This is a genomic window from Chryseoglobus sp. 28M-23 (assembly GCF_014789785.1).
Classification (GTDB): domain Bacteria; phylum Actinomycetota; class Actinomycetes; order Actinomycetales; family Microbacteriaceae; genus Microcella; species Microcella indica.
On the sequence record NZ_CP061846.1, the window covers coordinates 2,185,355 to 2,208,327 of the forward strand.

21 protein-coding genes and 1 tRNA gene are annotated in these 22,973 nt (G+C 67.1%); 6 read left to right on the plus strand and 16 right to left on the minus strand.

The features are described 5' to 3' along the window. Positions 1-214: 214 nt before the first annotated feature. Entirely contained in the window at positions 215-868 is a 654-nt protein-coding gene (locus IE160_RS10610) for a DNA-directed RNA polymerase subunit beta (RefSeq protein WP_224744463.1), read from the minus strand. A 58-nt stretch (positions 869-926) separates the two neighbouring features. On the opposite strand from IE160_RS10610, the gene IE160_RS10615 reads away from it, so the two are divergent. Beyond that, a tRNA-Lys gene (locus IE160_RS10615) sits at positions 927-999 on the plus strand. A 62-nt stretch (positions 1,000-1,061) separates the two neighbouring features. Here IE160_RS10615 and IE160_RS10620 read toward each other — a convergent pair. Beyond that, positions 1,062-2,216 (minus strand): IS481 family transposase, encoded by a 1,155-nt coding sequence (locus IE160_RS10620; protein WP_191151062.1) that lies wholly within the window; start codon positions 2,214-2,216, stop codon positions 1,062-1,064. A gap of 272 nt (positions 2,217-2,488) precedes the next feature. Between IE160_RS10620 and IE160_RS10625 the strand changes: the two genes are divergently transcribed. Then, positions 2,489-2,650, plus strand: coding sequence for a hypothetical protein (locus IE160_RS10625; protein WP_179872554.1), 162 nt, complete (start codon positions 2,489-2,491; stop codon positions 2,648-2,650). 54 nt (positions 2,651-2,704) lie between these two features. Here the strand turns inward: IE160_RS10625 and IE160_RS12765 are convergent, their stop codons facing one another. The 10 genes from IE160_RS12765 to IE160_RS10675 all read right to left on the minus strand — a co-directional run bounded on the left by IE160_RS12765 (position 2,705) and on the right by IE160_RS10675 (position 14,647). Further along, positions 2,705-2,992: an SOS response-associated peptidase family protein gene (locus IE160_RS12765; protein ID WP_179872555.1), complete on the minus strand. Its 288-nt coding sequence runs from the start codon at positions 2,990-2,992 to the stop codon at positions 2,705-2,707. Positions 2,993-3,091: 99 nt separating this feature from the next. Continuing rightward, positions 3,092-4,108 carry a formylglycine-generating enzyme family protein gene (locus IE160_RS10635; protein ID WP_179872556.1) on the minus strand — a complete coding sequence of 339 codons (1,017 nt, stop codon included), beginning with the start codon at positions 4,106-4,108 and terminating at the stop codon, positions 3,092-3,094. 19 nt (positions 4,109-4,127) lie between these two features. Beyond that, positions 4,128-5,459, minus strand: a complete 1,332-nt coding sequence (locus IE160_RS10640) for a chromate transporter (RefSeq protein ID WP_179872557.1) — start codon at positions 5,457-5,459, stop codon at positions 4,128-4,130. An 87-nt stretch (positions 5,460-5,546) separates the two neighbouring features. Further along, complete coding sequence (locus IE160_RS10645; protein WP_179872558.1) at positions 5,547-7,325, minus strand: sulfatase; 1,779 nt, start codon at positions 7,323-7,325, stop codon at positions 5,547-5,549. Between the two features lie 26 nt (positions 7,326-7,351). Further along, complete coding sequence (locus IE160_RS10650; RefSeq protein WP_191151063.1) at positions 7,352-8,629, minus strand: sulfatase family protein; 1,278 nt, start codon at positions 8,627-8,629, stop codon at positions 7,352-7,354. Continuing rightward, a complete protein-coding gene (locus tag IE160_RS10655; RefSeq protein WP_224744464.1) occupies positions 8,626-9,399 on the minus strand; it encodes a carbohydrate ABC transporter permease in 774 nt (257 codons plus the stop codon). Before IE160_RS10655 ends, IE160_RS10650 begins: the two co-directional genes overlap by 4 nt. 73 nt (positions 9,400-9,472) lie before the next feature. Continuing rightward, on the minus strand, positions 9,473-10,282 hold the full coding sequence (locus IE160_RS10660; protein WP_179872561.1) for a carbohydrate ABC transporter permease: 810 nt from the start codon (positions 10,280-10,282) through the stop codon (positions 9,473-9,475). Between the two features lie 116 nt (positions 10,283-10,398). Further along, the gene (locus tag IE160_RS10665; RefSeq protein WP_191151064.1) at positions 10,399-11,682 is read right to left on the minus strand and encodes an ABC transporter substrate-binding protein; all 1,284 of its coding nucleotides are present in this window, start codon (positions 11,680-11,682) and stop codon (positions 10,399-10,401) included. Positions 11,683-11,786: 104 nt separating this feature from the next. Further along, positions 11,787-13,298, minus strand: a complete 1,512-nt coding sequence (locus IE160_RS10670) for a sulfatase family protein (RefSeq protein WP_179872563.1) — start codon at positions 13,296-13,298, stop codon at positions 11,787-11,789. After that, positions 13,295-14,647 carry a sulfatase-like hydrolase/transferase gene (locus tag IE160_RS10675; protein WP_179872564.1) on the minus strand — a complete coding sequence of 451 codons (1,353 nt, stop codon included), beginning with the start codon at positions 14,645-14,647 and terminating at the stop codon, positions 13,295-13,297. Before IE160_RS10675 ends, IE160_RS10670 begins: the two co-directional genes overlap by 4 nt. Positions 14,648-14,740: 93 nt before the next feature. Between IE160_RS10675 and IE160_RS10680 the strand changes: the two genes are divergently transcribed. After that, a complete protein-coding gene (locus IE160_RS10680) occupies positions 14,741-15,649 on the plus strand; it encodes a LysR family transcriptional regulator (protein WP_191151065.1) in 909 nt (302 codons plus the stop codon). 102 nt (positions 15,650-15,751) lie between these two features. Here IE160_RS10680 and IE160_RS10685 read toward each other — a convergent pair whose 3' ends face one another. Next, positions 15,752-16,690: an aldose 1-epimerase family protein gene (locus IE160_RS10685; RefSeq protein ID WP_179872566.1), complete on the minus strand. Its 939-nt coding sequence runs from the start codon at positions 16,688-16,690 to the stop codon at positions 15,752-15,754. A gap of 38 nt (positions 16,691-16,728) precedes the next feature. After that, on the minus strand, positions 16,729-17,526 hold the full coding sequence (locus IE160_RS10690; RefSeq protein ID WP_179873978.1) for a DeoR/GlpR family DNA-binding transcription regulator: 798 nt from the start codon (positions 17,524-17,526) through the stop codon (positions 16,729-16,731). Positions 17,527-17,658: 132 nt separating this feature from the next. Here IE160_RS10690 and galT point away from each other — a divergent pair, with 132 nt between their 5' ends. Both galT and galK read left to right on the plus strand, forming a co-directional pair. Then, the gene (galT, locus tag IE160_RS10695; protein WP_431356466.1) at positions 17,659-18,765 is read left to right on the plus strand and encodes a galactose-1-phosphate uridylyltransferase; all 1,107 of its coding nucleotides are present in this window, start codon (positions 17,659-17,661) and stop codon (positions 18,763-18,765) included. Beyond that, the gene (gene galK, locus IE160_RS10700) at positions 18,758-19,942 is read left to right on the plus strand and encodes a galactokinase (RefSeq protein ID WP_179872567.1); all 1,185 of its coding nucleotides are present in this window, start codon (positions 18,758-18,760) and stop codon (positions 19,940-19,942) included. Before galT ends, galK begins: the two co-directional genes overlap by 8 nt. Here galK and IE160_RS10705 read toward each other — a convergent pair. Next, positions 19,939-21,369, minus strand: coding sequence for a malate:quinone oxidoreductase (locus IE160_RS10705; RefSeq protein WP_246299367.1), 1,431 nt, complete (start codon positions 21,367-21,369; stop codon positions 19,939-19,941). The genes galK and IE160_RS10705 overlap by 4 nt on opposite strands. Before the next feature lie 102 nt (positions 21,370-21,471). On the opposite strand from IE160_RS10705, the gene IE160_RS10710 reads away from it, so the two are divergent. Then, positions 21,472-22,284, plus strand: a complete 813-nt coding sequence (locus tag IE160_RS10710; RefSeq protein ID WP_191151066.1) for a sulfite exporter TauE/SafE family protein — start codon at positions 21,472-21,474, stop codon at positions 22,282-22,284. On the opposite strand, the gene IE160_RS10715 is transcribed toward IE160_RS10710, so the two are convergent. Beyond that, positions 22,281-22,955 carry an SGNH/GDSL hydrolase family protein gene (locus tag IE160_RS10715; protein ID WP_191151067.1) on the minus strand — a complete coding sequence of 225 codons (675 nt, stop codon included), beginning with the start codon at positions 22,953-22,955 and terminating at the stop codon, positions 22,281-22,283. The genes IE160_RS10710 and IE160_RS10715 overlap by 4 nt on opposite strands. Positions 22,956-22,973: the final 18 nt, after the last annotated feature.

Genomic DNA, 22,973 nt, shown 5'->3' on the forward strand with positions numbered 1-22,973 from the left:
CGGGCCGAGCGCGGGCTGCGTACGGGCTGCGTGCGGGCAGACAAAAACCGGGCCGCAGAACGCCTCTCGGCGCGTGGCCGCTCGAAGCGGCGAATAGTGGAGCCCGGGGTTACTGCGGCCCGGCTTGTCCAGTGTAACGAGGGGTCTGCGCGGCGCATTCCGCTCGTACTCAGGTGCCGCCGGTCGTCAGTCGCCCGTCGCCCGTCGCCCGTCGCTAGTCGAGGGCGCCGCGGCGCTCGAGGCGCGCGCAGGCCGTGAAATCCTCCGCGCTCGTCGCGAGACGGGATGCTCGGCTCGTGAGCTCTGCCGCCCGAGCGTCATCCACCGCGGCGTCGGCGTCGTCCGCGAGGTCGGCCGCGCCCGCCGACGCGGTGCGGCAGAACGACGCCGCCCGCTCGAGGGCGATCGCGAAGTCGCCCACGTACGCGCCGCGCAGCACCTGGTCGGCGAGCACGCGGATCTCCTCGGGCCCCGTGGGCGACTCGGCGCCCGCGACGACGACGTCGGCCGTGGCGAGCACCTCGCTCCCGCGCTGGAACAGCAGCGAGGTGCCCTGAGGGTCTTGGCAGATGAGCGCGCGCAGGAGCGACAGCCGCCACAGCGCCCCCGGCAGGGATCGGGCGCTCGCGCGCGCCCACAGCTCGGCGAGCGTGTCGAGCCCGTGCTCGTCGGTGTACGCGACCATGCGCTCCACGAGGTCGGGGTCGTCGCTCTCGCGCACGCGGTGCACGAGAGCGCGCGCGCTGTCGTGGGCGATGCGCAGCTCGACCGCCGGGTCGAGGCCGCCCTCGATGCCCTCGAACGCGGTCGCCGGAACCCGCACCGGCCGGTGCGGCCGGGCAGGCCTGTTGCTCGCGTTCTCGCTCATGGCGGCCACGCTACCCGGCCCCGCTGGGCCGTGTTGCGCGATAGATTGGAGGGGTAGCGGGCCTCTAGCTCAGTTGGCAGAGCAGCGGACTTTTAATCCGCGGGTCGTGGGTTCGAGCCCCACGGGGCCCACCTTGTGATGTCTCACGACATCGTGGACGGGCGAACCCCCATTTCCGGGGTTCGCCCGTTTTTCATTCCCTAGCTTGGTAGCCCTTGTTGGGGTTGATGATGTGCTCAGCGATGACTTCGCCGTCGGGGGTGATGGTGGTGGCGTGGAGTCCGTGGATGAGGACGATCACCGCGGTGCGGGCGTGGGCTCGGCCGTAGCCCAGGTGCATCATGCGGTTCGCGAACCGTAGGGACACTTTCCCGCCGGCGTCGATGGTGTCGTAGCGGACCCGCCAAATGTTCGGGTCGTCAGGCTGGGTCGGCGCCGCTTTGGGGATCAGGGTGTAGGCGAAAGCGGGGGTGCGCCGATTCAACGAGCGGTGCGGCCGGTGCTGGTTGTAGTGGGTGCGGAACTCATCCAGCTCGTGCTGCAGCTCATCCAGGGTCGCTGCGGGGCGGACGGTGAGGCGCTTCTTGAGCGTCTGCCAGAACCTCTCGATCTTGCCTTGGGTGGTGGGCTTGTAGGGGCGGCCGTTCTTCTGGGTGATGCCGTGCAGGGCCAGCAGCGTCTCGAAGGCGTTGCCGCCGGTGCGGGCGAAGGTGCCGCCGGCGAAGCGGGTGGTGAAGATGTTCCCGTTGTCCGTCAACGTCGCCGCCGGATAGCCGTGCTCTGAGGCGGCTTGCTGGAAGGTGTCGGTGACGGTGCGGCCGTTGGCGCGGGTGTGGGCGCTGAGGTGGGTCAGGTATCGGGAGTGGTCATCGAGCCAGGCGATGATCTCCACCTCACCTCCGCCTGTCAGCTGCCAGTGGGTGGTGTCGGACTGCCAGAGCTCGTTGGGTCGCTCAGCGGTGAACCGCTGCCAGGAAGAGCGGGGCCTCTTCTGGGGTTGCGGGGTGATCACCGCCGCGCCGCGCAGGATCCGCCAGATCGTCGATCGTGACAACGGCGTGCCCTCGGCGGTCAGGGCGGAGGCGATCGTGTCGGCGCCAGCATCGAGCCCATCGGCGGTGAGCTGGGCGCGCAACTGCAGCACCCGGGCCCGAACGGCGTCCGGGGTTCGACGAGGACTGGATCCTGGCGCTCTCGAGCGCGGTGCGAAGGCCGCCTCGCCCTCGGTGAGCCACCGCTGGTGAAGCTTATGGACCAGCGACTTCGAGACCCCATGAATGCGGGCCGCTTCCCGCACGGAGAGACCCTGAACGGTGACGGCGAGGATCAACACTTCGGCTTTGCTCACCCGCTGACACTGCCGCGGCCAAGGTGTCCACGATGACGTGAGACATCACGGCCTCACCGGCACTGCTGTCCACGATGACGCGAGACAGGCGTCCACGATGTACTGAAACCACACACCACGGGGCCCACCTGACAGGTCCTTCGTTCGCAACCGCATAACCTGCGCTCGCGCCTGCGGGGCCCACCCTACGACTCGATTTCCGCCTTCCTCCATACCCACTCAGACATCGCGCCTACCGTGAGCGATCCATCGATCGCACGGAAGGAACGACCATGGCACGAGCGGACGATCACGGCGAGCTCGACGACTTCACGGGCGACAACAACCCGTCGCAAGCCGAGGGCGACGACCCGGCAGAGAACGACGATCACACCGTCATCCCGGCGGAGGGAAAGCCGTCGCCTGCCGAGGGTGGCGAGGACGACGCGCGATAGGCGGCCTATGTGTGCTGAGGCTGCTAGATGCTGACAAACCGAAACTCCGAGATCTCACGATTGCTCGCTGGCATCAGAATCTTCGGATCCTCGAGAGCCTCTTCGATGAGCGCGACCGCCTCGGCTTGGCGTCCGTGCTTGGCGAATACCTCGATCCTCAGATGCGGGGTCGGTGCCTTGAGCTGGCGCAGCTGGCGGTGGTCGAGCTTTGCCCTGCTGCAGCCATTCGTCGTCTACCTCCGGCGTGAGGAGCGCCGGCATCCGATCATGTTGCACCTCCCCGGACGCGGCTCGCGCCTCGCGGGTAATAATCGCCGTCGACACCTCCCACACCTCACCCACCTTGCGGGCGGTCGCGACGCCGGCAGCCGATTCTGAACGTGGTTACTGATGGGAGCATCTGCGGCTAAGCCAGCCGGCCTGCTAGGAAATCCGGAACCGTTAAATTGTGCCGTCGATTTCGACGGTACGGAACCCGGCGTTACCCATAGAGGAGTCTGGAGTGTTCGAGGATCGTGCGGCGCATCGGTATCTATTGCAGTAGGAGTCGTGGCAGAGGTAGGAGCCTCCGCGGAGGACCTTGTACATGCCCTCCGGGGGGCCTTTTGGGCCTGATACTGGAGACGTGAGGTAGTACGAAGGGTCTGACCAGTCGGCGCACCACTCCCAAATGTTGCCGACGGTCTGCCACAGGCCATAACCGTTGGGCTCAAACGTACGGACAGGCGCCGTCGTCAGGAAGCCGTCCTCGACTGTGTTAATGCGAGGGAAGTCACCCTGCCAGATGTTCGCTCGCCAAGCTCCATCATCGAGAAGGTCGTCGCCCCACGGGTACCGAGCACCGTCAAGGCCTCCCCGTGAGGCGTATTCCCACTCAGCCTCGGTCGGCAGGCGGCGGCCAGACCAGTCGCAATATGCCACTGCGTCGTTCCAACTAACGTGAACGACCGGATGATCTTCAAGCCCGTCGATACCGGATAGCGATCCGCCCGGGTGCCGCCAGTCAGCCCCCCTCACGCCTAACCACCAGGGTGTCCCCGCCGCGGGCGCGATCACGTCTGCTGGATTGGCGCTCAGCGCCAGGTGGAATACGGCGGAGTATCCGAACGTCTCCGCCTCAGTCGCGTACCCGGTCGCGTCGACGAATTTCGCAAAGTCGGCGTTCGTGACGCTGGTTGCGTCGATGCGGAACGCCGTCAGCGACACCTCATGCACCGGACGCTCCCCATCTTGAGGATTTCCGTCGCCATACGAATCGCCCATGCGGAAGTTGCCGGGGGGCACCTCGCGCTGCTCGATACTGTGCTCGCCGACGCCTACGCCGATGCCGGCGCCGCTGCCCAGGCTCGGCAACGAATGGGAGGGGCTCTCGCGGTCTGGCGAAGGGGCGCAACACGACGCTTCTGAGCTCGCCGGGTCCGGCGGAACATGTCGGGTCAGACCGTTCGATGGCTTCATGGGTTCCATGGTATTTCTCTCACAGGGTGATGAGCAGCGCGAAGGATGCACCGCCGCAGAGGAGGACGAGCACGATGTCCGGCACCTTCGCCGTCCGATGAACCAGCGCGACGCCGCCAGCGAGGGCGATGGAGCCCAGCACCGCGATCCAGCCGGATAGACCTGCCTGTTCACTGATCCGCGCGTTCGAGTGCAGCATCGACACCGACGTGGATGCGAGCAGGCCGCAGATCACCGGCAGGATGAAGCCAGCGACGTTCTGCACGAAGAGTGAGTGCTGCGCCTTATCGTATGCGGCAAGCACGCCGAGAGCGACGACGCAGCACGCCCCGATGCTGACCAGAAAGGCGAGAGTCGCGAAGATGATTCCTAACACGAATCCGCCACCCCCGAATCCAATGGAGTAGGCGATGCCCGTCGCGATCTTCACCAGGATCGGTCCGGGCAGCGCATTGGCAATCGGCACGATCTGACCATAGAAGCTCGCGGAATCGACCATCCCCGACGCGACGAAAAAACCGTCCGCCACGCCGACGTAGGCCTCCCCGCCCCCGAACGAGGAGAGGGAGGAGAGCGACACGAGTCCGAGGAGGGCGCCGCCGCCGACCGGATCGATGAGCAGAGCCGTCCCGATGCCGCCTAGCGTGACCACAGCGAACGTGATGATCGCGACCAGCACGGGGCGCAGCAGACCCTGAGCGCGCCGTCGCGCCGTGCCAAACTGCGGGCGGTACCGGAACCATTGGTAGACCGAGAAGGCACCGATGCTGCCGATGGCGACCAGGACGACGCCCAACGCGGAGAGTTCTGGCAGAACCCAGCTGTTTTCGAGACCGGCCACATGGGCAATAAGCGCGCGAGACTTCTCAGCGCCTGTGAGCAGGAACGTTGTACCAGCGATGAGCATGTAGACCCGGCGCCGGCGTCCCCCATCGACAATCACCGTCGCGACATAATGCGCCAGTAGGAACAGGATGAAGGCGGTAATGCCGAGTGAGACGTACTCCAGGTTGCGGATTGCGACGGGGCCGAGCGCTGAGAAGAGTGCGAGCAGTCCCACTGTCGCAATGGTGCCTGGTAGCGCCACGAAGAGCGCCGAGAAGGCAGACAGCGCAGCGCCGCCGAGTTGGATGCCCGAGAGCGCCGCGAGCTTCACCGGCAGGGCACCCGGCGTAACATTTGCGATAACGACATCCTGCACGAAAGCCTTCTCGGTGAGGCCACCGTCAGGGGAGACCAGTTCTCGCTCCATGATCGGAATTAACGCGCTGCCGCCACCGAAACCGATGCAGCCCACCTTGAGCATCGACGGCAACTGGCGATGTCGGCGTCCGCGGCCGTTCAGATCCACCGGCCCATCGTGTACCGGCATCCACACTCTCCTGGTTCGAACGGGCGCGGTCCCGGGTCTGCGCCTACTCCTGGCTGAATTTCGGCCTCAACTCGGCTCGTCATCAACAGGACGAAGTCGAGCCAGCTCCTTGGTGACGTCATCCATCGTGGACCAAGGTGAGGGTCCGAACAGTACGTAGGCCGCGCGGTATAGGGTCGTTCCGCCCGAGACTTGGCCAAAGGCTGCGATCTCCACGCGCCGCGCGGAGCGTCGGAGGACCGCTGCGGCGCAAGGATCCGCGAGCAGTTCGCTGAGTGTCGACTGCACGCCGAACTCGGCGACAGGGAAGCGGTCGGGCGGGGGCGGGAGCACCCGAGTAGCCTGAGCGAATTCGCGCTGCTGTTCCACGAGCAGATGCTTCCTTGCAACCGCTCCCTCTCTCGGCAGACCGAGGCGCTCGTACTGTCCGGCGGGTGCGTCGGTGGCGATCATCAGGTCGCGCAGGGCTGTCGCCATCCGCAATTCGAGTTCGTCATCGACGGTGGGCTCCAACTGATCGGGGTCTGCGGTGAGGTCGAACAACATCGTCCCGGCCTGATACGGATTGCCAAATACTGATCCATCCATCCGCAGCACTCGCGAGCCCCGCGTGAAGCTGAAGCCTTCAACAAGCTCTGCCGTGGCGAGTTCCTCGGCGGTGAAGAAGCCCCGCATGTGCGTGGGCATTAGAGTGTGCTCGTGCAATGGTCGGTTGGCCGGTGTGGCACTGGCGCGGAGATAAACGCTAGCACCGTCGGTGATTCCGACGTGCCCGCCGAACGCACCAAACAGCGCGTACTCGCGCACCGGCGACTTGTCTCTGATGGTTTGCCGAAGGCTGGTCCCCTGCATCTGCGGCGTTGTGGCGATGCCGAAGAAGTCGAGCAGCGTCGGACCGAGGTCGATGGTCTGCACGAGCGTCGAGGATGCACTCCCAGCGGCTTGTGGCTGCTCAGGGTCCCAGATGAACAGCGGTGTGTGCACTGTGGGCTCGTACCAGGGCGGAACCGACTTGCCCCACCATCCCTGTTCCCCGAGTAAGAGCCCGTGGTCGGTGCACACGATCAGCATCGTGGTTGACCAGAGGTCGTGCTCGTCCATGAGGTCGAGCACTCGGCCAAGCGACTGGTCGCACTGGTCGACCAGCGCGCGGTAATGCCCGCGAACACTGTCGGCGATCTTCTCCGGCTCGAGAACTGGCTGATAATCGGGCCAGTCGTTGTCTGGGACATCGTCGACACCATGCTTCTGACGGAATTGCTCGGCGCTGTCGAACGGTTCGTGCGGATCGAATGTTTCGATCTGCACCATCCACGGTCCGGTGTGTGCGTTGCGCTCGATGAAGTCGATTCCCGCGTCGAATGTCAGCGTCTGGGGGTAGTCCTCAAGCCGCTGCACGAACTGGCGGTTGATGCGATCCTGGCGCCAGGTGCTGTTGCGCTGGATGCGCAGGCTGTCGCCGACGTCGGGATCGTCGACCTGGCCCTTCCACGGGTCACCCTGCTGTCCGCGGATCAACGACGACGAGCCGTAACGGGTGTGATAGGTCGCGCCCCCGTCCTCCCAGTAGTGCATGTGGTCGGTCGCCAGGTGCGTGGCGACTCCTGCGGCGCCAAGCATCGCGGGCACGGAGTCATCGAAAGGCTCCAGAGGCCCCCAGCTGCGATGGAGAAAATTGTAGCGGCCAGTGTGTAATTCACGGCGTGCGGGCATGCACGGCAGGCTGCCGGCGTAGCTGCGGTCGAACCGAACCGCACGATCGGCGAGCCGCGCGAAGTTCGGAGCCTCGAGGTCGTCGAGCTGGCCGTAGCGTGGCAGATACAGCCGATTGAGGCTGTCAAACATCACCACAATTGCACGTCGCGAGCTGCTCACTGCCGTCGACCCCGAACCGGTGCAGGCGGAGGGGCGACCGCACCCGCGAGCACCGGATCCTGTGTCGAGCGCAAGTGACGATCGAGCTCACGCGAGAGGCCCTCGCGCAGCGCCGATAGCGAGGGATCATCGACCCTGTTGTTCAGCTCGGAGGGGTCGTCGGTGAGCAGGTAGAGCTCCTCAGGCGGGCGTGGGCGCAAATGTGCGTCATCCATGCCAACTCTGGTCTGGCTGAGTTCCAAGTCGGTGGGCAGCGGCAAGGCGGGCGCATCTACAAAGTTGCGGATGTACTTCGCCGTCGACGTCCGCACGGCCCGGATTGGGTCGTACCTGTCGTGATAGGTCTTTTCCAGGAACAGCCGCCGATCCCCCGGGTCGACAACGCCGGACTTATCGAGCAGGACCAACCCGCTAAGTCCGTCAGGGGCCTTCGCCCCGGCGAAATCTGCGAGGGTCGGCAGCAGATCTAGGTGGCTAACCATGCCGTCGCTGCGGCCAGCGACGACGCCCCACGTTCCGGGCGCTCGCATCATGAGCGCGACCTTCACGCCCGAGTCATACAGAGTGCTTTTTGCGCGTGGGAAGGCAACACCATGGTCGGTGGTGAACACGATGACCGCGTCGCGCCCCCGTGGGTGCGCGTCGATCGCGGCGACGATCCGTCCGAAGGCCTCGTCCATTTGGCGGATCGCGCCGTAGAACTGGCTGATGTCCCGGCGAGTGTGCTCGTTGTCGGGCAAGTAGTCAGGCACCCTCACGCTCGCGGGGTCGACCGGCTCATAGTCCTCCTCGGGCCACGGACGATGAACCTCCCACATACCGATGGAGAGAAGGAACGGCGCGCCGTCGGGATTTTCAGCCAGCCACCGCTCGGTCAGGGTCGCGACTTCGAGAGCCCTGGGGATGAACCCAAGCCCGTGCACCTCGTCAAACCCCAGCACCCTCGCGTCCAGATCCTCGTGCTGCAGCCCGATGAGCGCACTGTGATAGCCCGCGGAGCGAACCACCTCCGGCAGCGTCGGAACGTCGGGCCTGTACGTCCAGCCCGTGTGGGTGAGGCCCATGAGCCCATTCTCGTGGGGCAGTCGACCGGTGAAGATCGACGACCTTGCTGGCGTGCACAGCGGGGCCGTGGCGAAGGCACGGTCAAAGACCACTGAGGTGGCTGCGAAAGCGTCGAGGTTCGGGCTCGGTATCTGGGGGTAGCCGTAGGTGGTCAGCCAGTCACCCAGGTCGTGGCAGTGGATGAGATAGAGGTCCGGCTTGTCCGTCATCCCTTAACCGCCCCTCCGACGAGTCCGGAGACGATCTGGCGGTTCGCGGCGATGGCCAGGATGATGATCGGGATCGCCGTCACGACCCCAATGGCGGCCATGCCGCCGAACCTGATCTCCTGGGGTTGGATCAGGGCGGCGATGCCGACGGTAATCGGTGCCGTGCGTCCACCCGAGGTGAAGACGAGGCCGAAGAGGAACTCGTTCCAGACCTGGATGGCCGTGAAGATGCCCACCGCCGAGATGCCGGGCATCGCGAGCGGCAGCATGATCCGGCGGAAGACGCCGAACTCGCTGGTGCCGTCGACGGATGCCGACTCCTTGAGCTCGACCGGCAACGCGTCGAACGAGAACTTCGTCATGATCAGAGCAAAGGGCAGGTTGAACACGGTGTTCACCAGAATGAGCCCACCGAGGGTGTTGACCAGCCCGATGTTGGTGAGCGTGGCGTACAGGCCGGGCACGAGGGTCATGGGCGGAATGACCTGCAGCAGCGCCGCGCCGCTGAGTACACCGAGCACGACCCGTCGCGACCACTGAAGCTGGCTGAGGCTGTAGCTGGCAAACGTGGCGATCACGAGAGTGAGACCCGTGGCAGCGACCACGATGATCAGGCTGTTGAGAACCTGCGAACCGAAGACGGTGTTCGGATTGAAGACCTCGGCGAAGTTGTGAAGCGAAAACTCAAACCGCCACCCGGGGGCGATGATCGCCCGCGGCTGCTGGAAGGCGATGAGCACCATCCAGAGGAGCGGAACAACGATAGTCACGATCGCGCCGACTACAATCAGTCCGGGAAGTACCGCGGTGGGGTGACGGCGACGCCTTCTGTGCGAAGTCAGGCTAGTCATTGGAGAACCTCCTCCGCACGGAGCGGTAGACGAGTGCGAGCACGAGGACAAACGCGACCAGGAGGACCACGGTCACGCTCAGGGCGCTGCCGTACCCGTAGTCGAAGGAGTCGAAGAAGACGGCCCTCAGGTAGATCGTGATAACGGTGGTCGCCGTTCCCGGTCCGCCGAAAGTAAGTAGGTACATCTCGTCGAAGGCCTTCACGCCCATGATCAATCGAATCGCGGCGGCGCCGACCAGTGCGGGGGCGATCAACGGGAGAATGATGTCCCGCACCTGCCGAAGGTAGGTGGCCCCGTCGACCCGGGCCGCTTCCAAGACGGACTGGTCGAGGCCGCGCACAGCGGTGTAGACGAAGAGGAAGACGATCGGCGTCCAGTGCCAGACGTCGAGCACGATTATGCTCGCCATTGCACCGAAGCTCTCGCCCAGCCACGCCTGGGGTTCGATCCCGAACGTGATGAGGATGCGGTTGAGCAGGCCGATCTGCGGGCTCAGGATGAGCAACCACACGACGCTCACAACCACTGGCGCGACGATCGCTGGCCAGATCAGGACATTCTGCACGGTCTGCTGGGAGCGGACCAGGCGATCCGTTGCCAGCGCGAGCACCGTGCCGAGCACCATCGTAAGTGCGACGGTCCAGAAGATGAATACCGAGGAGTTCCGCAGCGAAATCGCGAACGTCTCGTCTCCGAACATCCGGATGAAGTTTTCGAAGCCGACCGGTCGCCACTGGAAGTCGCCCGCCACCAACCTGACGTCACCGAAGCTCATCCAGACCAACTGACCCACCGGCACCGCGACGAGCGCAAGCGTGATGACGATGAGCGGCGCGATGGAAAGGTACTTGAAGAGAGGTGCCGGCCGACGGCGGCCGGTACGAGACCGGCCGCCGCGATCGGTTCTCACCGAAGTCACTGGGAGAAACCCGCTTCCTCAACCACCCGGTCGAGTCCGGACTGTATTGCGGTGATGGTCGCCTCAAGGTCGACGTCGCCGGAGAGGTACAGACCGAGTGCCGGGTCAGTCACCTCCAGCATCGCGGGAGTGAACGGATAGCGCAGTCCGCCTCGGATGGCGTCCGCGGACTCGATCAGCACCTGAAGTTCGGGCCGGTCGCTCGAAACATCGGTGCGAGTAGTCACGCCGCCAGCATCTGCCCACGCCTGCATGGTCTCCTGTGAGGTGAGCCACTGAAGGAAGTCCATCGCGGCAGCTGCGCGGTCGGCCGGAAGCCCGACCGGTACGCCCATCGTCCACACACCACTCACCGGCGTGCCACCGGGGAGAGCGGCGTATCCCACCTTGCCGGCAATGAGAGAGGCCGCCGGGTCCTCGAGGGGAACGGAGCTCGCGGTCACCAGCGTGGCCTGAAGGGTGTCGCCGCCCTGCATGAGGGAGATGGCCTCGGCTTGCGCGATGGTCTGCGGTGCCGCAGGGCCGACGTCGGCGAGCGCCTTGAACATCTCGAGCGCCTCACGGAACTCGTCGGTGTCGATGGTGGGGGTGTAGTCGCCGCCGCTCTCGTCGGCGAACCAGGCTCCGTCGTAGGAGTACAACACGGCGCTGAAGTCATACGAAGGGGTCTTGCCGCGGACAACATAGCCGTTGCTCGCCGCACCGGCGGAACGGGCAGCCTCGGCGTTGTCGATGACGCCCTCCCAGTCGGCGGGCACGTCGAGGCCGAGCTGGTCATAGAGGTCAGTGCGGTACATGAACTCGTGGATGTTGCCATTGATCGGCAGCGAGTAGACCTCGCCGTCGGGAGTCGTAGCGCGGGCATCCGGATCCCAACGACCGATGCCGTCGAACTGGATCAGGCCTTCGTCCCACTCGAAGTCGGGCTTGACGTCGGCGACGGGCTGGACCCAGCCGTTGTCGTAGAACTGTCCGACCCACTGCTCGTTGATCAGGAGCAGGTCAAAAGCGTTGGAGCCGCTCTGGGCTGCGTTGGCTTCCTGCGTCCGCAAGCCATCAAATGGAAAGGCGGTGAGGTTGACGGTGATTCCCGTCTCCTCCTCGTACAGGTCGACCATTGCCTGGTATCCCCCGAGCCAGGGTGCCTCCACCGCGGGAAGGTTGAGTTCGGTGACGCTCGACGCGTCGCCGTCCTCGGGCTCGCCAGCTGTACAGCCGGCCACGCCGATTGTGAGGACTACTGCAGAGACTCCCGCAGCGAAACGCATGGACTTTCTCATTCGATTCTCCTTCGGACCGAATCGCCGGTCGAGACCGGTCTGGCTGTGTGAGGTGAGCGGTGCCGCTTCCTTCAGTCGATCTAAGCCTGCAGACGTCCAGCGCTCTATGGTTCAGAACTGATAGTGCAATCAGAATTGCTAATCAAGTCCGTCTCCGAAGTGCGCGGAGAAAGATCCGAACCCACGATCGCGGCAAGCAGGGCACGAATTTCCGCAACTATGCCGGGCTCGGTGCTCCAACGATTGAGTGACTCACCCGGATCCTCGTCGAGGTTGTACAACTGGCCCGACCCTTCTTCCGCACCCCCGTCGTAGGTCGTCAGGCCGCCACCTGACCCTTTCGCGAAGATCGCTTTCCACGGTCCGTGCAGCGCGCAGAGCGCACCACCCATGCTAGAAAGCACCCGGATGCCCGGCTCGCGCCCAGGCCTGCCCACCCCGAGCAGCACCTCCGAGCGGTCGGTGCTGTCGGGCGCGGCGTGCGGGGGAACCTGCACCCCGACCAGAGTCGCGAGAGTGCGGAACAGGTCGATCAGGTCGAGCGACTCGTCCAGCTCGCCACGGGGAGGGATCCGCTGCGGCCATCGCACGATCAGCGGCTCACGGTGTCCGCCCTCCCAGACATCGCCCTTCTGCCCACGCCAGGGCCCGTTGGGGCGATGATCAGGACTGAGTTCGTCCGCGAAAATCGTCGGCGAGCCGTTGTCGCTGGTAATTACGACGATCGTGTCCTCCAGTTGGCCAGTCTCTTCGAGCGCGCCGACGAGCTGGCCGACCATCCAGTCAACGAAAACCACCGAATCGCCGCGGCTTCCGCCGCCGCTGGCACCCCGCACAAACTTGGGCGAGACCTGCGGACGGTGCGGAGCGGAGGGGGCGAAGTAGAGCAGGAAAGGTCGGTCGTGCTCCCGCTCTGTGATGAACGAGGTCGCGCGGTCGACGAAGGTGAGGTCGACCTCGTGCTCGTCCCAGCCGGGCGACTCGCGCCCGGGGCGCTGGCCGGGCAGGAATCGGGTCTTCCACTCGCGCGGCGTCCCCACGGTACGTTCGCCTTCGAGGAAGGTGTAGGGGGGCATGTTGAGCGACCCAGCTATCCCGAAGAAGCGGTCGAATCCGAGCTCGAGCGGCCCACCCTCGAAGGGGCTGGTGTAATCGATGTCCTCGCCGGCATCCAGGTCGCGTGAATCGTGCCGGGCGAGGGGGTCCCCGAGTTGGTACTCGAGCGGGTCGCCGGGCCGCTGGGCGCTCCAGACCGTCCCGTCGGTGTGCCTCCAGCCGAGTCCCAGGTGCCACTTGCCAATCGCGGCCGTCTCGTACCCGGCATCCTTGAAGACCGAAGCGAGCGTCGGACGATCAGGCTCGATGATCCCCGGTGCGTGACCCATCAGCACACCCTGCTTCAGTGGACTGCGCCACGGGTACCGCCCCGTCAATAGCGAGTACCGGCTGGGGGTGCAGACGGAGGATGCCGCGTGGGCATCCATGATTCGTACGCCCTCCCCCGCGAGATCGTCGATGTGCGGCGTCGGGATGACCGTGGCACCGTAACAACCGAGGTCACCCCAGCCGAGATCGTCCGCCAGCACGACGACGACGTTCGGTCGCCCGGTGCTCATGTCGACACCAGCCGGGCCCGGTCCAACTCGACGTCCTCGTACCATGCGTGCAGTGCGGTCGCGAGGCGGGCTCGCACGTCCGGGTGCACTGCGGCGAGGTCGTGCGCCTCTTCAGGATCGGCGGCGAGGTCGAAGAGCATGGGCTCGGTTCCGACGGCGGGCCAGCCCGGTGACTCTTCGTCGATCGGTTGGGCGTAGTTTTCGGGATGCCGCTTGATGTCGTGGTCGATCCACTCGTCCCGGTCGGTGAGACCGAGCGTGCCCGCCGCAGCGGGATGCACGAGCTTCCACCGCCCATCGCGAATCGCCGCATTCGAGGTGGGCATCGGGTGGTACCGACTCCACTGCCAGCAGCGCGGCACATCGTCGACCGTGCCGCCGGTGAAGCTGCCGCTGATATCGCGGCCATCGAGCACCTTGCTCCCCACTGGCGTGACGCCGGCATGTGTCAGCAGGGACGGGTACCAGTCGGTCAGATGGATGAACGTGTCGTCCTCCCCGGCCGCTACAACCCCAGGCTGGCTGAGGACGAGTGGAAGCCGGATGCCGCCCTCGAACACGTGCTGTTTCGCGCCGCGCAGGCCGACATTCCAACGGTCGGCGGACTCCTCGCCGTCCCCGCCCAATTCCGGACCGTTGTCGCTGGTGACCACGATGAGCGTATCGTCGTCGAGCCCGGCGTCGGAAATCGCCTGCCTGATCCGGCCGATCGCCCGATCCATCACTGCGATCATCGCGTAGATGACCGCCACCCGCTCGGTTCTTCCTGTCCGACGATGTTGGCCAATCAGTTCTTCTGGGGCCTGGTAGGGAAAGTGCGGAGCGTTGAAGCTGACATGAAGAAAGAATCGCTCGTGCTTGTGACGACGGATGAAGCCCACTGCCTCATCACCGAGCACGTCGGTCAGGTATCGCCCATCCGCCTGCACGGGGGTGCGGTTACGCTCGAGCGTCCAGTCCCAGTAGTCCTGCCAGCCGCCGCGGAACCCGATGAATTCGTCGAACCCACGCTTGAGGGGATGGTACGGCTCACCGATCGCCCCGCAGTGCCACTTGCCGACCAGGCCGGTCACCGCTCCGGCCCGGGAGAAGGCGTCGGCGATCGTGAATTCGTCGAGGGCCAGTCGATCCGTACCTCGCGCCTCGAGCGTGTCGATCACTCCGGTGCGCTGCGGGTACCGCCCGGTCAGCAGCGCCGCTCTGGCCGGGGCACATACGGGCGACGCCGAGGTGTGCTGCGAGTAGAGCCGCGAGATGCCACTCAGGTCGTCCAACTGTGGAGTACTGGATTGTCCGCCGTTGAAGACGCCGAAATCACCGAAGCCCATGTCGTCGGCGAGGATGAACACGACGTTTCGACAGTGAGATGACACGCGTCAATCGAACGCCAGGCCCGCTTCAACTGCAACGGCAGCGCTCCGATGCTTTGATAAGGTTCGCTAATGGACCTCAAGCATCTTCGTTCGTTTGTAGTCCTTGCGGAAGAACTGCACTTCGGGCGCGCCGCCCACCGCCTCGGCCTGACGCAGTCTGCCCTGAGTCAGCAGCTGCAGAAGCTCGAGGCCGTCCTGGAGGTGCAGTTGCTCGTCCGCACCAGCCGCGAGGTCGCGCTGACCGAGGCGGGCACGGAGTTCCTCGAACCGGCGCTCGGAGCGCTGGCGGCCGCCAATCGCGCCTACGACTCAGTCGCCGACATCAAGGCGGGCAGGGCGGGTCGACTGCGGCTGGGTTCCCTCAGTGCCGGTATGAACGGGATACTTGCGCCGATCCTGGAGCGGTACCGCGTCAGGATGCCCACAAGCATCATCGAGGTGCACGGCAGCGACAGCAGGTCGCAGGAGCGATCGCTGGTCGCCTGGGAGCTCGACGCCGTCGTCGTCCGAGGGCTCCTGGACCACAGCGTCATCGCGACCATCCCACTCACCGAGGAGAAGCTCGTGGCCTTCCTGCCGGAGGGGCACCCGCTTGCCGACCGGCCGGGTGTCTGGCTCGAGGAATTGAAGGACGAGCATTTCGTGTTCTGGCAGCGCCAGCGGATGACTTCGTTCCACGACTCGGTGCTCAAGGTGTGCCGCGCCCACGGATTCGAACCGAACATTCAGGCGTATGGCGACACGCTCGAGGCGCACCTGACCCTCGTCGCCGCGGGCGGGGTGATCTCGCTGCAATCCGACATGAACACCTCGATCGACCGTCGGGGCGTGCGGATGGTCCCGGTTTTGGATGAAGACGTGCGCTTTAATCTGTGGCTCGCCTACCTGGCGACCAAGCAGACGCCCGCGCTTAACGCGTTCCTCGCGTGCGTCCAGGAGGTCTTGCACCATGCGCCGGTCCCGCCGGTGACAGCCTGAGAACCAGATTCATTACACCCAGCTCCAGCTACAACTCACCGAAACCAGATAAATCACTCTCTACCAAACTCGACACGTGACAGCGGGTTGGTCGCTAGCTCATCACGCAGAGCGCGCGATACCCCATGCGCCGCTCCAGGACTCGCCCGGTGCCAGCCACCGGAGGCCCTGCCCGGAGACGAGGGCATCGGCGGGAGCCGTCATAGGCTCCACGGCGATCGCCGTCACGGGGCCGGCGTTCGTGGGGTAGGTCCGGGTTATGAAGACCTGCAACCACTCCCACTCGCCCTCCTGCCACAGCACGGTCGCTGCGCCGTCGGTGGCGCTCAGGCGCGTGCGCGTGACACCGTCCGTGTCAGGCTCCACGCGCCAGGCGTCGTCGAGCTCGAGGTCGGCCACGAGCCGGCCCGTCGAGAGGTCGAAGGGGCCGCCCGCGGCAGGTTCGAGGCCGGTCGGGTTGAGCCGAGCATCCACGGCCACGTGCTCGACCGTGCGCGCCGTGATCGTCAGCTCGTCGACGGGGTGGGCACCCACGCGGAGGAAGGGGTGGGTGCCGACGGCGTAGGGCGCAGCCTCGGCCCCGACGTTCGTGACGCCGTGCTCGACGCGGATGCCGTCATCCGTCAGCCGGTAGGTGACCGTCGTCTCGAGGTGGAAGGGGTAGCCGTGCTGCGGCAAGACGCTCGCGGCGAGCGTCACGGCCTCAGCGCTGCGCTCCACCACGCGGTAGGGCGTATTGCGCAGCAGCCCGTGGATGGCGTTGTTCTTGTCCGGCTCGGTGATGTCGAGCTGCAGCTGCTTGCCGTGGAGGCTCCACACTCCGTCGCGCACGCGGTTCGGCCAAGGGACGAGCACGATGCCGGTCGCGAACGGCGGCACCGTGTCTGCGCCGTAGCCCTGCACGAGGTCCTGGCCGTCGACCGTGAGGTGCCGCAGCCCCGCCGCGACCTGCACGATCGCGGCGTCGACCGGGCCGTGGGCGCCATCGAGGTGGAGGGTGAACTGCTCGCCGGTGGGAGGCGCGGGTACGTGGGTGGTCACCCGTTCAGACTAGCGACGAGCGCGCGGCCGATCGCCACTCACGACGTCGCCGTCGGGGTGACGGCGAACCCGGCCTCGCGCAACTCCGCGAGGCGCGCGGGCTCGAGGGCGTCGTCGGTGATGAGCTCGTCGAGCTCGTCCGTGGTGGCGACGCGCCCGACGTGCACCTGGCCGATCTTCGAGGAGTCGGCGACGAGGATGCGCCGCGCGGAGGCCGCGACCATGCGCCGCTTGACCTCCGCCTCGGGCAGATTCACGTTCGTGACGCCGTGCTGGGCGTGCACGCCCGTCGCGCCGAGGATCGCGGTGTCGGCCCGCACATCGTCGAGCAGCGTCGTCGCGAGAGGGTTCACGAGCGAGTGCTGCAGGGAGCGCAGGGTACCTCCCGTCACGACGACCGTGAAGCGAGGGATGGCCGGCTCGAGCGCGAGGGCGATCGCGAGCCCGTTCGTGATGACGACGAGCTCGGCGAGATCACGTCGATCGACGAGCGCGTGCGCCACGGCGAGCGTCGTCGACCCGACGTCGAGCAGCACGCTCTCCCCCGAGGTGATGCGCGAGGCCGCCTCGACGGCGATTGCCCGCTTGCGTCGGCTCGCGCGAGCGCTCGACTGCTCGAGGCTCGACTCGCGCGCGGTCACGAGGCCGCGCGGCATGGCGCCGCCGTGCACCCGCGTGATGCGGCCCTCGGCCTCGAGCGCCGCGAGGTCGGTGCGCACGGTCACCTCGCTCACACGCGTCCGCCGCGCCAGATCGGTCACGCGGGCGAAGCCGCGGCGCGACACCTCGGCGGCGATGCGCTCGCGTCGGGCGGGGGCGGAGTCGGCCACGGGCATCCTCTTGTCAGCGTTCGGTCGTCGGGTTTGCATCAGCGGCGGAGTCAGAGCTGGGTGGGCGCCTTCGGAAGTCTCCGATATCGAAGGCGCCCATCTTGCGCAATCGTAAGCCATACGCCGTAGCATCGGCGGGTGCCCATCACCTTCCGCTCCACTCTTCTCGCCGACGGCCGCGAACTCATCTACGTCGACGACGCCGACACGACGCTCGGGCCCGAGCGCTCGGTCGACGCGCGCATGCTCGACCCGCGCCCGGCGACCGCGAGCATGCGGCAGGACCCTCTCACGGGCGAGTGGATCTCGATCGCGAGCAACCGCCAGAACCGAGTGTTCCTGCCGCCCGCCGATCAGGACCCACTCGCGCCCCAGACCGCCGCGAACCCGAGCGAGGTGCCGGCGCGTTACGACGTCGCGGTGTTCGAGAACCGCTCGCCGAGCTTCGGGCCGGCACTCGAGGACGCCGATGCGCCGCGCGACCTCGCCGACCTCGCCGAGATCGGTCTCGAACGCTCGCGCACGAGCGTGGGCCGCTGCGAGGTCGTGTGCTTCTCACCCGAGCACGAGGGATCCTTCGGGTCGCTCAGCGTCAGTCGCGCCCGCACGGTCATCGAAGCGTGGGCGCAGCGCACCGAGGCTCTGAGCGGGATGCCCGGAGTGCAGCAAGTCTTCCCCTTCGAGAACCGCGGGCAGGAGATCGGGGTGACTCTCCCCCACCCGCACGGCCAGATCTACGCCTACCCCTTCGTGACCCCGCGCACGAGCGCACTGCTGCGTGCGATCGACGCCCAGGGCGACGACCTCTTCGCGCGACTGCTCAAGAGAGAGCAGCGCGGGCCGCGCGTGCTGCTGCAGGGCGAGCACTTCACGGCATTCGTGCCCTTCGCGGCGCGCTGGCCCATCGAGATCCACGTGCTCCCTCACCGGCACGTGCCCGACTTCGCCGCTCTCACGACCGACGAGAAGGACGAGCTCGCGCCGTTCTACCGTCGGCTGCTGCGCGGCCTCGACGAGCTCTACCCGACCCCGACCCCGTACATCGCGGCGTGGCACCAGGCGCCCGTTCACGTCGGGCGCGACACCGTGCGGCTCATGCTGCAGGTGACGAGCCCCCGCCGCTCCGCTGACAAACTGAAGTACCTGGCCGGCTCTGAGGCGGCGATGGGCGCCTTCATCGGCGACGTCGCGCCCGAGGCTCAGGCCGAGTTCCTCCGCTCCGGAATCGAGAAGGTGCATGACTGACATCCGCGACGAGGCCCGCGAGGGCTTCGAGGCCGTCTTCGGCCGCGCCCCCGACGGTCTGTGGTCGGCGCCCGGCCGCGTCAACCTCATCGGCGAGCACACCGACTACAACGAGGGGTTCGTGCTGCCCTTCGCGATCGACCGCCGCACCCTCGTCGCCCTCGGAGTGCGGGAGGACCGCATGCTGCGCGTCGCGAGCACGTTCGCCGACGAGGCAGTCGAGATCCCGCTCGACGAGCTGCTCGCGGGCGCGGATGGCGCGGCACCGGCGCCGGGTGCTCTCGGCGGCTGGTCGGCCTACCCGCTCGGTGTCGCGTGGGCGCTCGGCGAGTCGGGCGCCGACCTCTCGGCTGTGCCCGGGCTCGACCTCTTCATCGACTCCGACGTGCCGGTGGGCGCGGGGCTCTCGTCGTCGGCGGCGATCGAGTGCGCGGTCGCCCTGGCCCTCAACGACGTGTGGCGGCTGGGCCGTGATCGGGCGCAGCTCGCGCGCGTCGGGCAGCGCGCCGAGAACGTTGCCGTCGGCGCGCCGACGGGCATCATGGACCAGTCGGCGTCGCTGCTCGGCGCCGCCGATCACGCGGTGTTCCTCGACTGCCGCAGCCTCCTGAGCGAACTCGTGCCGCTCGGGCTCGCCGAGGCGGGGCTCGCGATTCTCGTCATCGATACTGGCGTGAAGCACGCGCACGCCACGGGCGGGTACGGCGAGCGCCGGTCCGCGTGCGAGCGCGGGGCGACGGCGTTGGGCGCATCCTCTCTGCGGGACGTCACCGTCGACGACCTGCCGCGCGCGCAGCAGCTGCTCGACGACGTCACCTACCGCCGCGTGCGGCACGTCGTGACCGAGAATCAGCGAGTGCTCGACACGGTCGCGGTGCTGCGCGATGCGGGCGCGGCGGGCATCGGCGACCTGTTGGATGCTTCGCACCGCAGCATGCGCGACGACTTCGAGATCTCCGTACCGGAGCTCGACCTCGCGGTCGAGACCGCGGTTGGCGCGGGGGCTCTCGGTGCCCGCATGACGGGCGGCGGATTCGGCGGCTCGGCGATCGCGCTCGTGCGCCTCGACGATCTCTCGCGCGTGCAGGTCGCCGTCGACAACGCGTTCGGAGAGCACGGCTACGAGCAGCCCGACACGTTCCTCGTCACGGCCTCCGACGGCGCGACCCGCAACTAGCGGGCGATCGCGAGCGACGCGGCGGTCTCCGTGAGCAGGCGCTTCGCGAGCTCCGGGTCGGAGGAGACGGTCGTGCCGTAGGACGGCACCATGCGCTGCAGCTGCGGACGCCACTCGTCGATGCGATCCGGGAAGCAGCGCTCGAGCACGTCGAGCATGATGGGCGCGGCCGTCGACGCTCCCGGCGAGGCTCCGAGCAGGCCCGCGATCGTGCCGTCAGCCGAGGCGACGACCTCCGTGCCGAACTGCAGCACGCCGCCCTTGACGGGATCCTGCTTGATGATCTGCACGCGCTGGCCGGCCGTGAGCTCGTACCAGTCCTCGCCGCGCGCGTTCGGGTAGAAGTCGCGCAGCGCCTTCTCCTTGTCGGAGCGGCTCGCGAGCAGTTCGCCGATGAGGTACTTGAGCAGGTCGAGGTTGCGCAGCGCGACCTGCAGCATGGGCACGAGGTTGTGCCAGCGGATCGAGCCGAAGAGGTCGAACCACGAGCCCGTCTTGAGGAACTTCGGGGTGAAGCCCGCGTAGGGCCCGAACAGGAGGCTCGTCTCACCGTCGACGACACGCGTGTCGAGGTGCGGCACCGACATGGGGGGCGCGCCGACCGAGGCCTTGCCGTAGACCTTCGCGCGGTGCTGGGCCACGATCTCGGGTTTGTCGGTGCGCAACCACTGACCGCTCACGGGGAACCCGCCGAACCCGCGGATCTCCTTGATGCCGCTCTTCTGCAGGAGCGGCAGCGCGTGGCCGCCTGCGCCGACGAAGACGAACTTGGCCGTCACCTCGACGGGGGTGCCCCCGACCTCGTGCCGCAGGCCGAGGCGCCAGCCCCGCTCGCCGGCACGCGAGATCGACGTGACGCGGTGCTCGAGGTTGAGCTGCGCGCCGCCGTCGACGAGACCGTCGATGAGCATCCGCGTCAAGGCGCCGAAGTCCACGTCGGTGCCGGCCGCGATCCACGTCGCCGCGATCGGCTGGGTCTTCGACCGGCCGGGGATCGTGAGCGGCGCCCAGCGGCGGATGACCGCGGGGTCTTCGCTGTACTCGAGCCCCGCAAAGAGCGGGTGGTCCTTGAGCGCCTCGAAGCGCTTGCGCAAGTAGTCGACGTTGTCGCGGCCCCACACCATGCTCATGTGGGGCGTCGACGCGAGAAACGCGCTCGGGTCGGGCAAGCGGCCCTCGGCGACGAGGTACGACCAGAACTGGCGGGAGACCTGGAACTGCTCGTTGACGGCGACGGCCTTCGAGATGTCGATCGAGCCGTCGGGCAGCTGCGGCGTGTAGTTGAGTTCGCACAGTGCGGCGTGGCCGGTGCCCGCGTTGTTCCACGGGTTCGAGCTCTCGCGCGCGACATCGCCGAGGCGCTCGTAGATACGGATGTCCCAGTCAGGCTCGAGCTGCTGCAGCATGGTGCCGAGAGTGGCGCTCATGATGCCGCCGCCGATCAGGGCAACGTCGATGTGGTCAGTCACACTCGCCAGTTTACTCGCGCCCGTCGGGCCGCCCTCCACCGCGCCGCTAGGCTGGCTGGCGTGATTCTGCCCCTTCTTGCGACCGGAGCAATGGGCGGGGTTCTTGCCGGCATGTTCGGGGTCGGCGGCGGCATCATCATGGTGCCGCTGCTCATGCTGTGGGCGCGCATGGATCAGCGCCAGGCCGCCGCGACGTCGCTCGTCGCGATCGTGCCGACCGCCGTCGCGGGAGCGACGACGTACGGCATCGCGGGCGAGATCGACCTCGTCGCCGCTGCCCTCGTCGGCGCCGGCGCCTTCGCGGGCGCGCCGCTCGGCGCCTACCTGCTGCGGGCGCTGCCGCTCGCGTGGCTGCGCTGGGCCTTCATCGTCGGGATGCTCATCGCCGCATCCCGGCTGATCCTCGTCGAGCCCGAGCGCGGCAGCGACATCGACCTGAGCGTGCTCATCTCGCTCGGCCTGCTGCTGCTCGGCATCGTCATGGGCGTCGCCGCCGGCATGTTCGGCATCGGCGGCGGCGTCATCGCCGTGCCCCTGCTCATCGCGGTCTTCGGCATGGGCGACCTCGCGGCGAAGGGCACGTCGCTCGCGGCGATGATCCCCGCCGCGATCTCGGGCACGACCCCAAACGTGCGCGCGCGACTCGTCAACGTGCGGCACGCCCTCATCGTGGGTATCGCCGCCGTGCTCGCGTCCCAAGGCGGGGTCGCGCTGGCCTTCATCGTGCCGCCCGCGCTCTCGGGCATCCTCTTCGGCACGCTGCTCGTGCTCGTCGCGGCGCAGCTCGCGGTGCGCGCGATCCGCGCGGGTAGGCGCGAGCGAGGCGAGTCACCCGAGCCCGATGACGACGCCGGCGACGCGCCGACGGGCTAGAGTCCGAGCTCGAGAAGCGCCTCGTCCATGAGCCGCGTCATCCTCGCGTAGCCCTCGTTGTTGGGGTGCAGCCCGTCGGCGGCCATCTCGCCCTCCCGACCCTGGATCCAGGTGGAGGCGCCGGGGATGTAGTCGGCGCCGTAGCGCTCGGCCGCATCCCGCACCCAGTCGATGATGATCTGCACCGACGGCGGGCGCTCGCTCGTGTACCAGAAGGGCTCGACGACGATGAAGCGCGCGTCCGGCAGCGCTTCGGTCAGGCGGCGCAGGTCGGCGTCGATCTGCGACTCGATCGCGTCGGCCGCGAACGGGTAGCTGAAGTTGTCGTTGAGGCCCATGGTGACGAACACGATGTCGGGGTCGGCGTCGATGATCATGCTCGGCAGATCGCCGTCGCCGAAGACCTGGCGGTTGTTGATGAAGCCGAGGCCGTTGACGCTCGGGTTCACCTCCGTCCAGCCGCGGCTCTCACTGATGCGCGTCGACCAGCGCAGGCTGAGGTCGCTCGCCCCCGTGCCGAGAGTGTAGGAGTCGCCGTAGAACGCGACGACCGGGCCGTCGCCGCTCGCGTGCGGGGCGGGCGACGGGGATGCGCAGGCGACGAGACCCGTCGCAGCGAGGGCGGCGACGGCGGTGAGCAGGGCGGGGCGCGCTCGAGAACGAGGGGTCATGGTGACTATTCGACGCGG

Bases quoted from the DNA above. Each gene is read 5' to 3' on its own strand.
- IE160_RS10665 (WP_191151064.1), bottom strand. From the start codon at position 11,682: ATGAGAAAGTCCATGCGTTTCGCTGCGGGAGTCTCTGCAGTAGTCCTC.
- IE160_RS10645 (WP_179872558.1), bottom strand. From the start codon at position 7,325: ATGTTTGACAGCCTCAATCGGCTGTATCTGCCACGCTACGGCCAGCTC.
- IE160_RS10705 (WP_246299367.1), bottom strand. From the start codon at position 21,369: ATGAGCGCCACTCTCGGCACCATGCTGCAGCAGCTCGAGCCTGACTGG.
- IE160_RS10650 (WP_191151063.1), bottom strand. From the start codon at position 8,629: ATGACGGACAAGCCGGACCTCTATCTCATCCACTGCCACGACCTGGGT.
- IE160_RS10610 (WP_224744463.1), bottom strand. From the start codon at position 868: ATGAGCGAGAACGCGAGCAACAGGCCTGCCCGGCCGCACCGGCCGGTG.
- IE160_RS10690 (WP_179873978.1), bottom strand. From the start codon at position 17,526: ATGCCCGTGGCCGACTCCGCCCCCGCCCGACGCGAGCGCATCGCCGCC.
- IE160_RS10635 (WP_179872556.1), bottom strand. From the start codon at position 4,108: ATGAAGCCATCGAACGGTCTGACCCGACATGTTCCGCCGGACCCGGCG.
- IE160_RS10715 (WP_191151067.1), bottom strand. From the start codon at position 22,955: ATGACCCCTCGTTCTCGAGCGCGCCCCGCCCTGCTCACCGCCGTCGCC.
- IE160_RS10680 (WP_191151065.1), top strand. From the start codon at position 14,741: ATGGACCTCAAGCATCTTCGTTCGTTTGTAGTCCTTGCGGAAGAACTG.
- IE160_RS10625 (WP_179872554.1), top strand. From the start codon at position 2,489: ATGGCACGAGCGGACGATCACGGCGAGCTCGACGACTTCACGGGCGAC.
- galK (WP_179872567.1), top strand. From the start codon at position 18,758: ATGACTGACATCCGCGACGAGGCCCGCGAGGGCTTCGAGGCCGTCTTC.
- IE160_RS10670 (WP_179872563.1), bottom strand. From the start codon at position 13,298: ATGAGCACCGGGCGACCGAACGTCGTCGTCGTGCTGGCGGACGATCTC.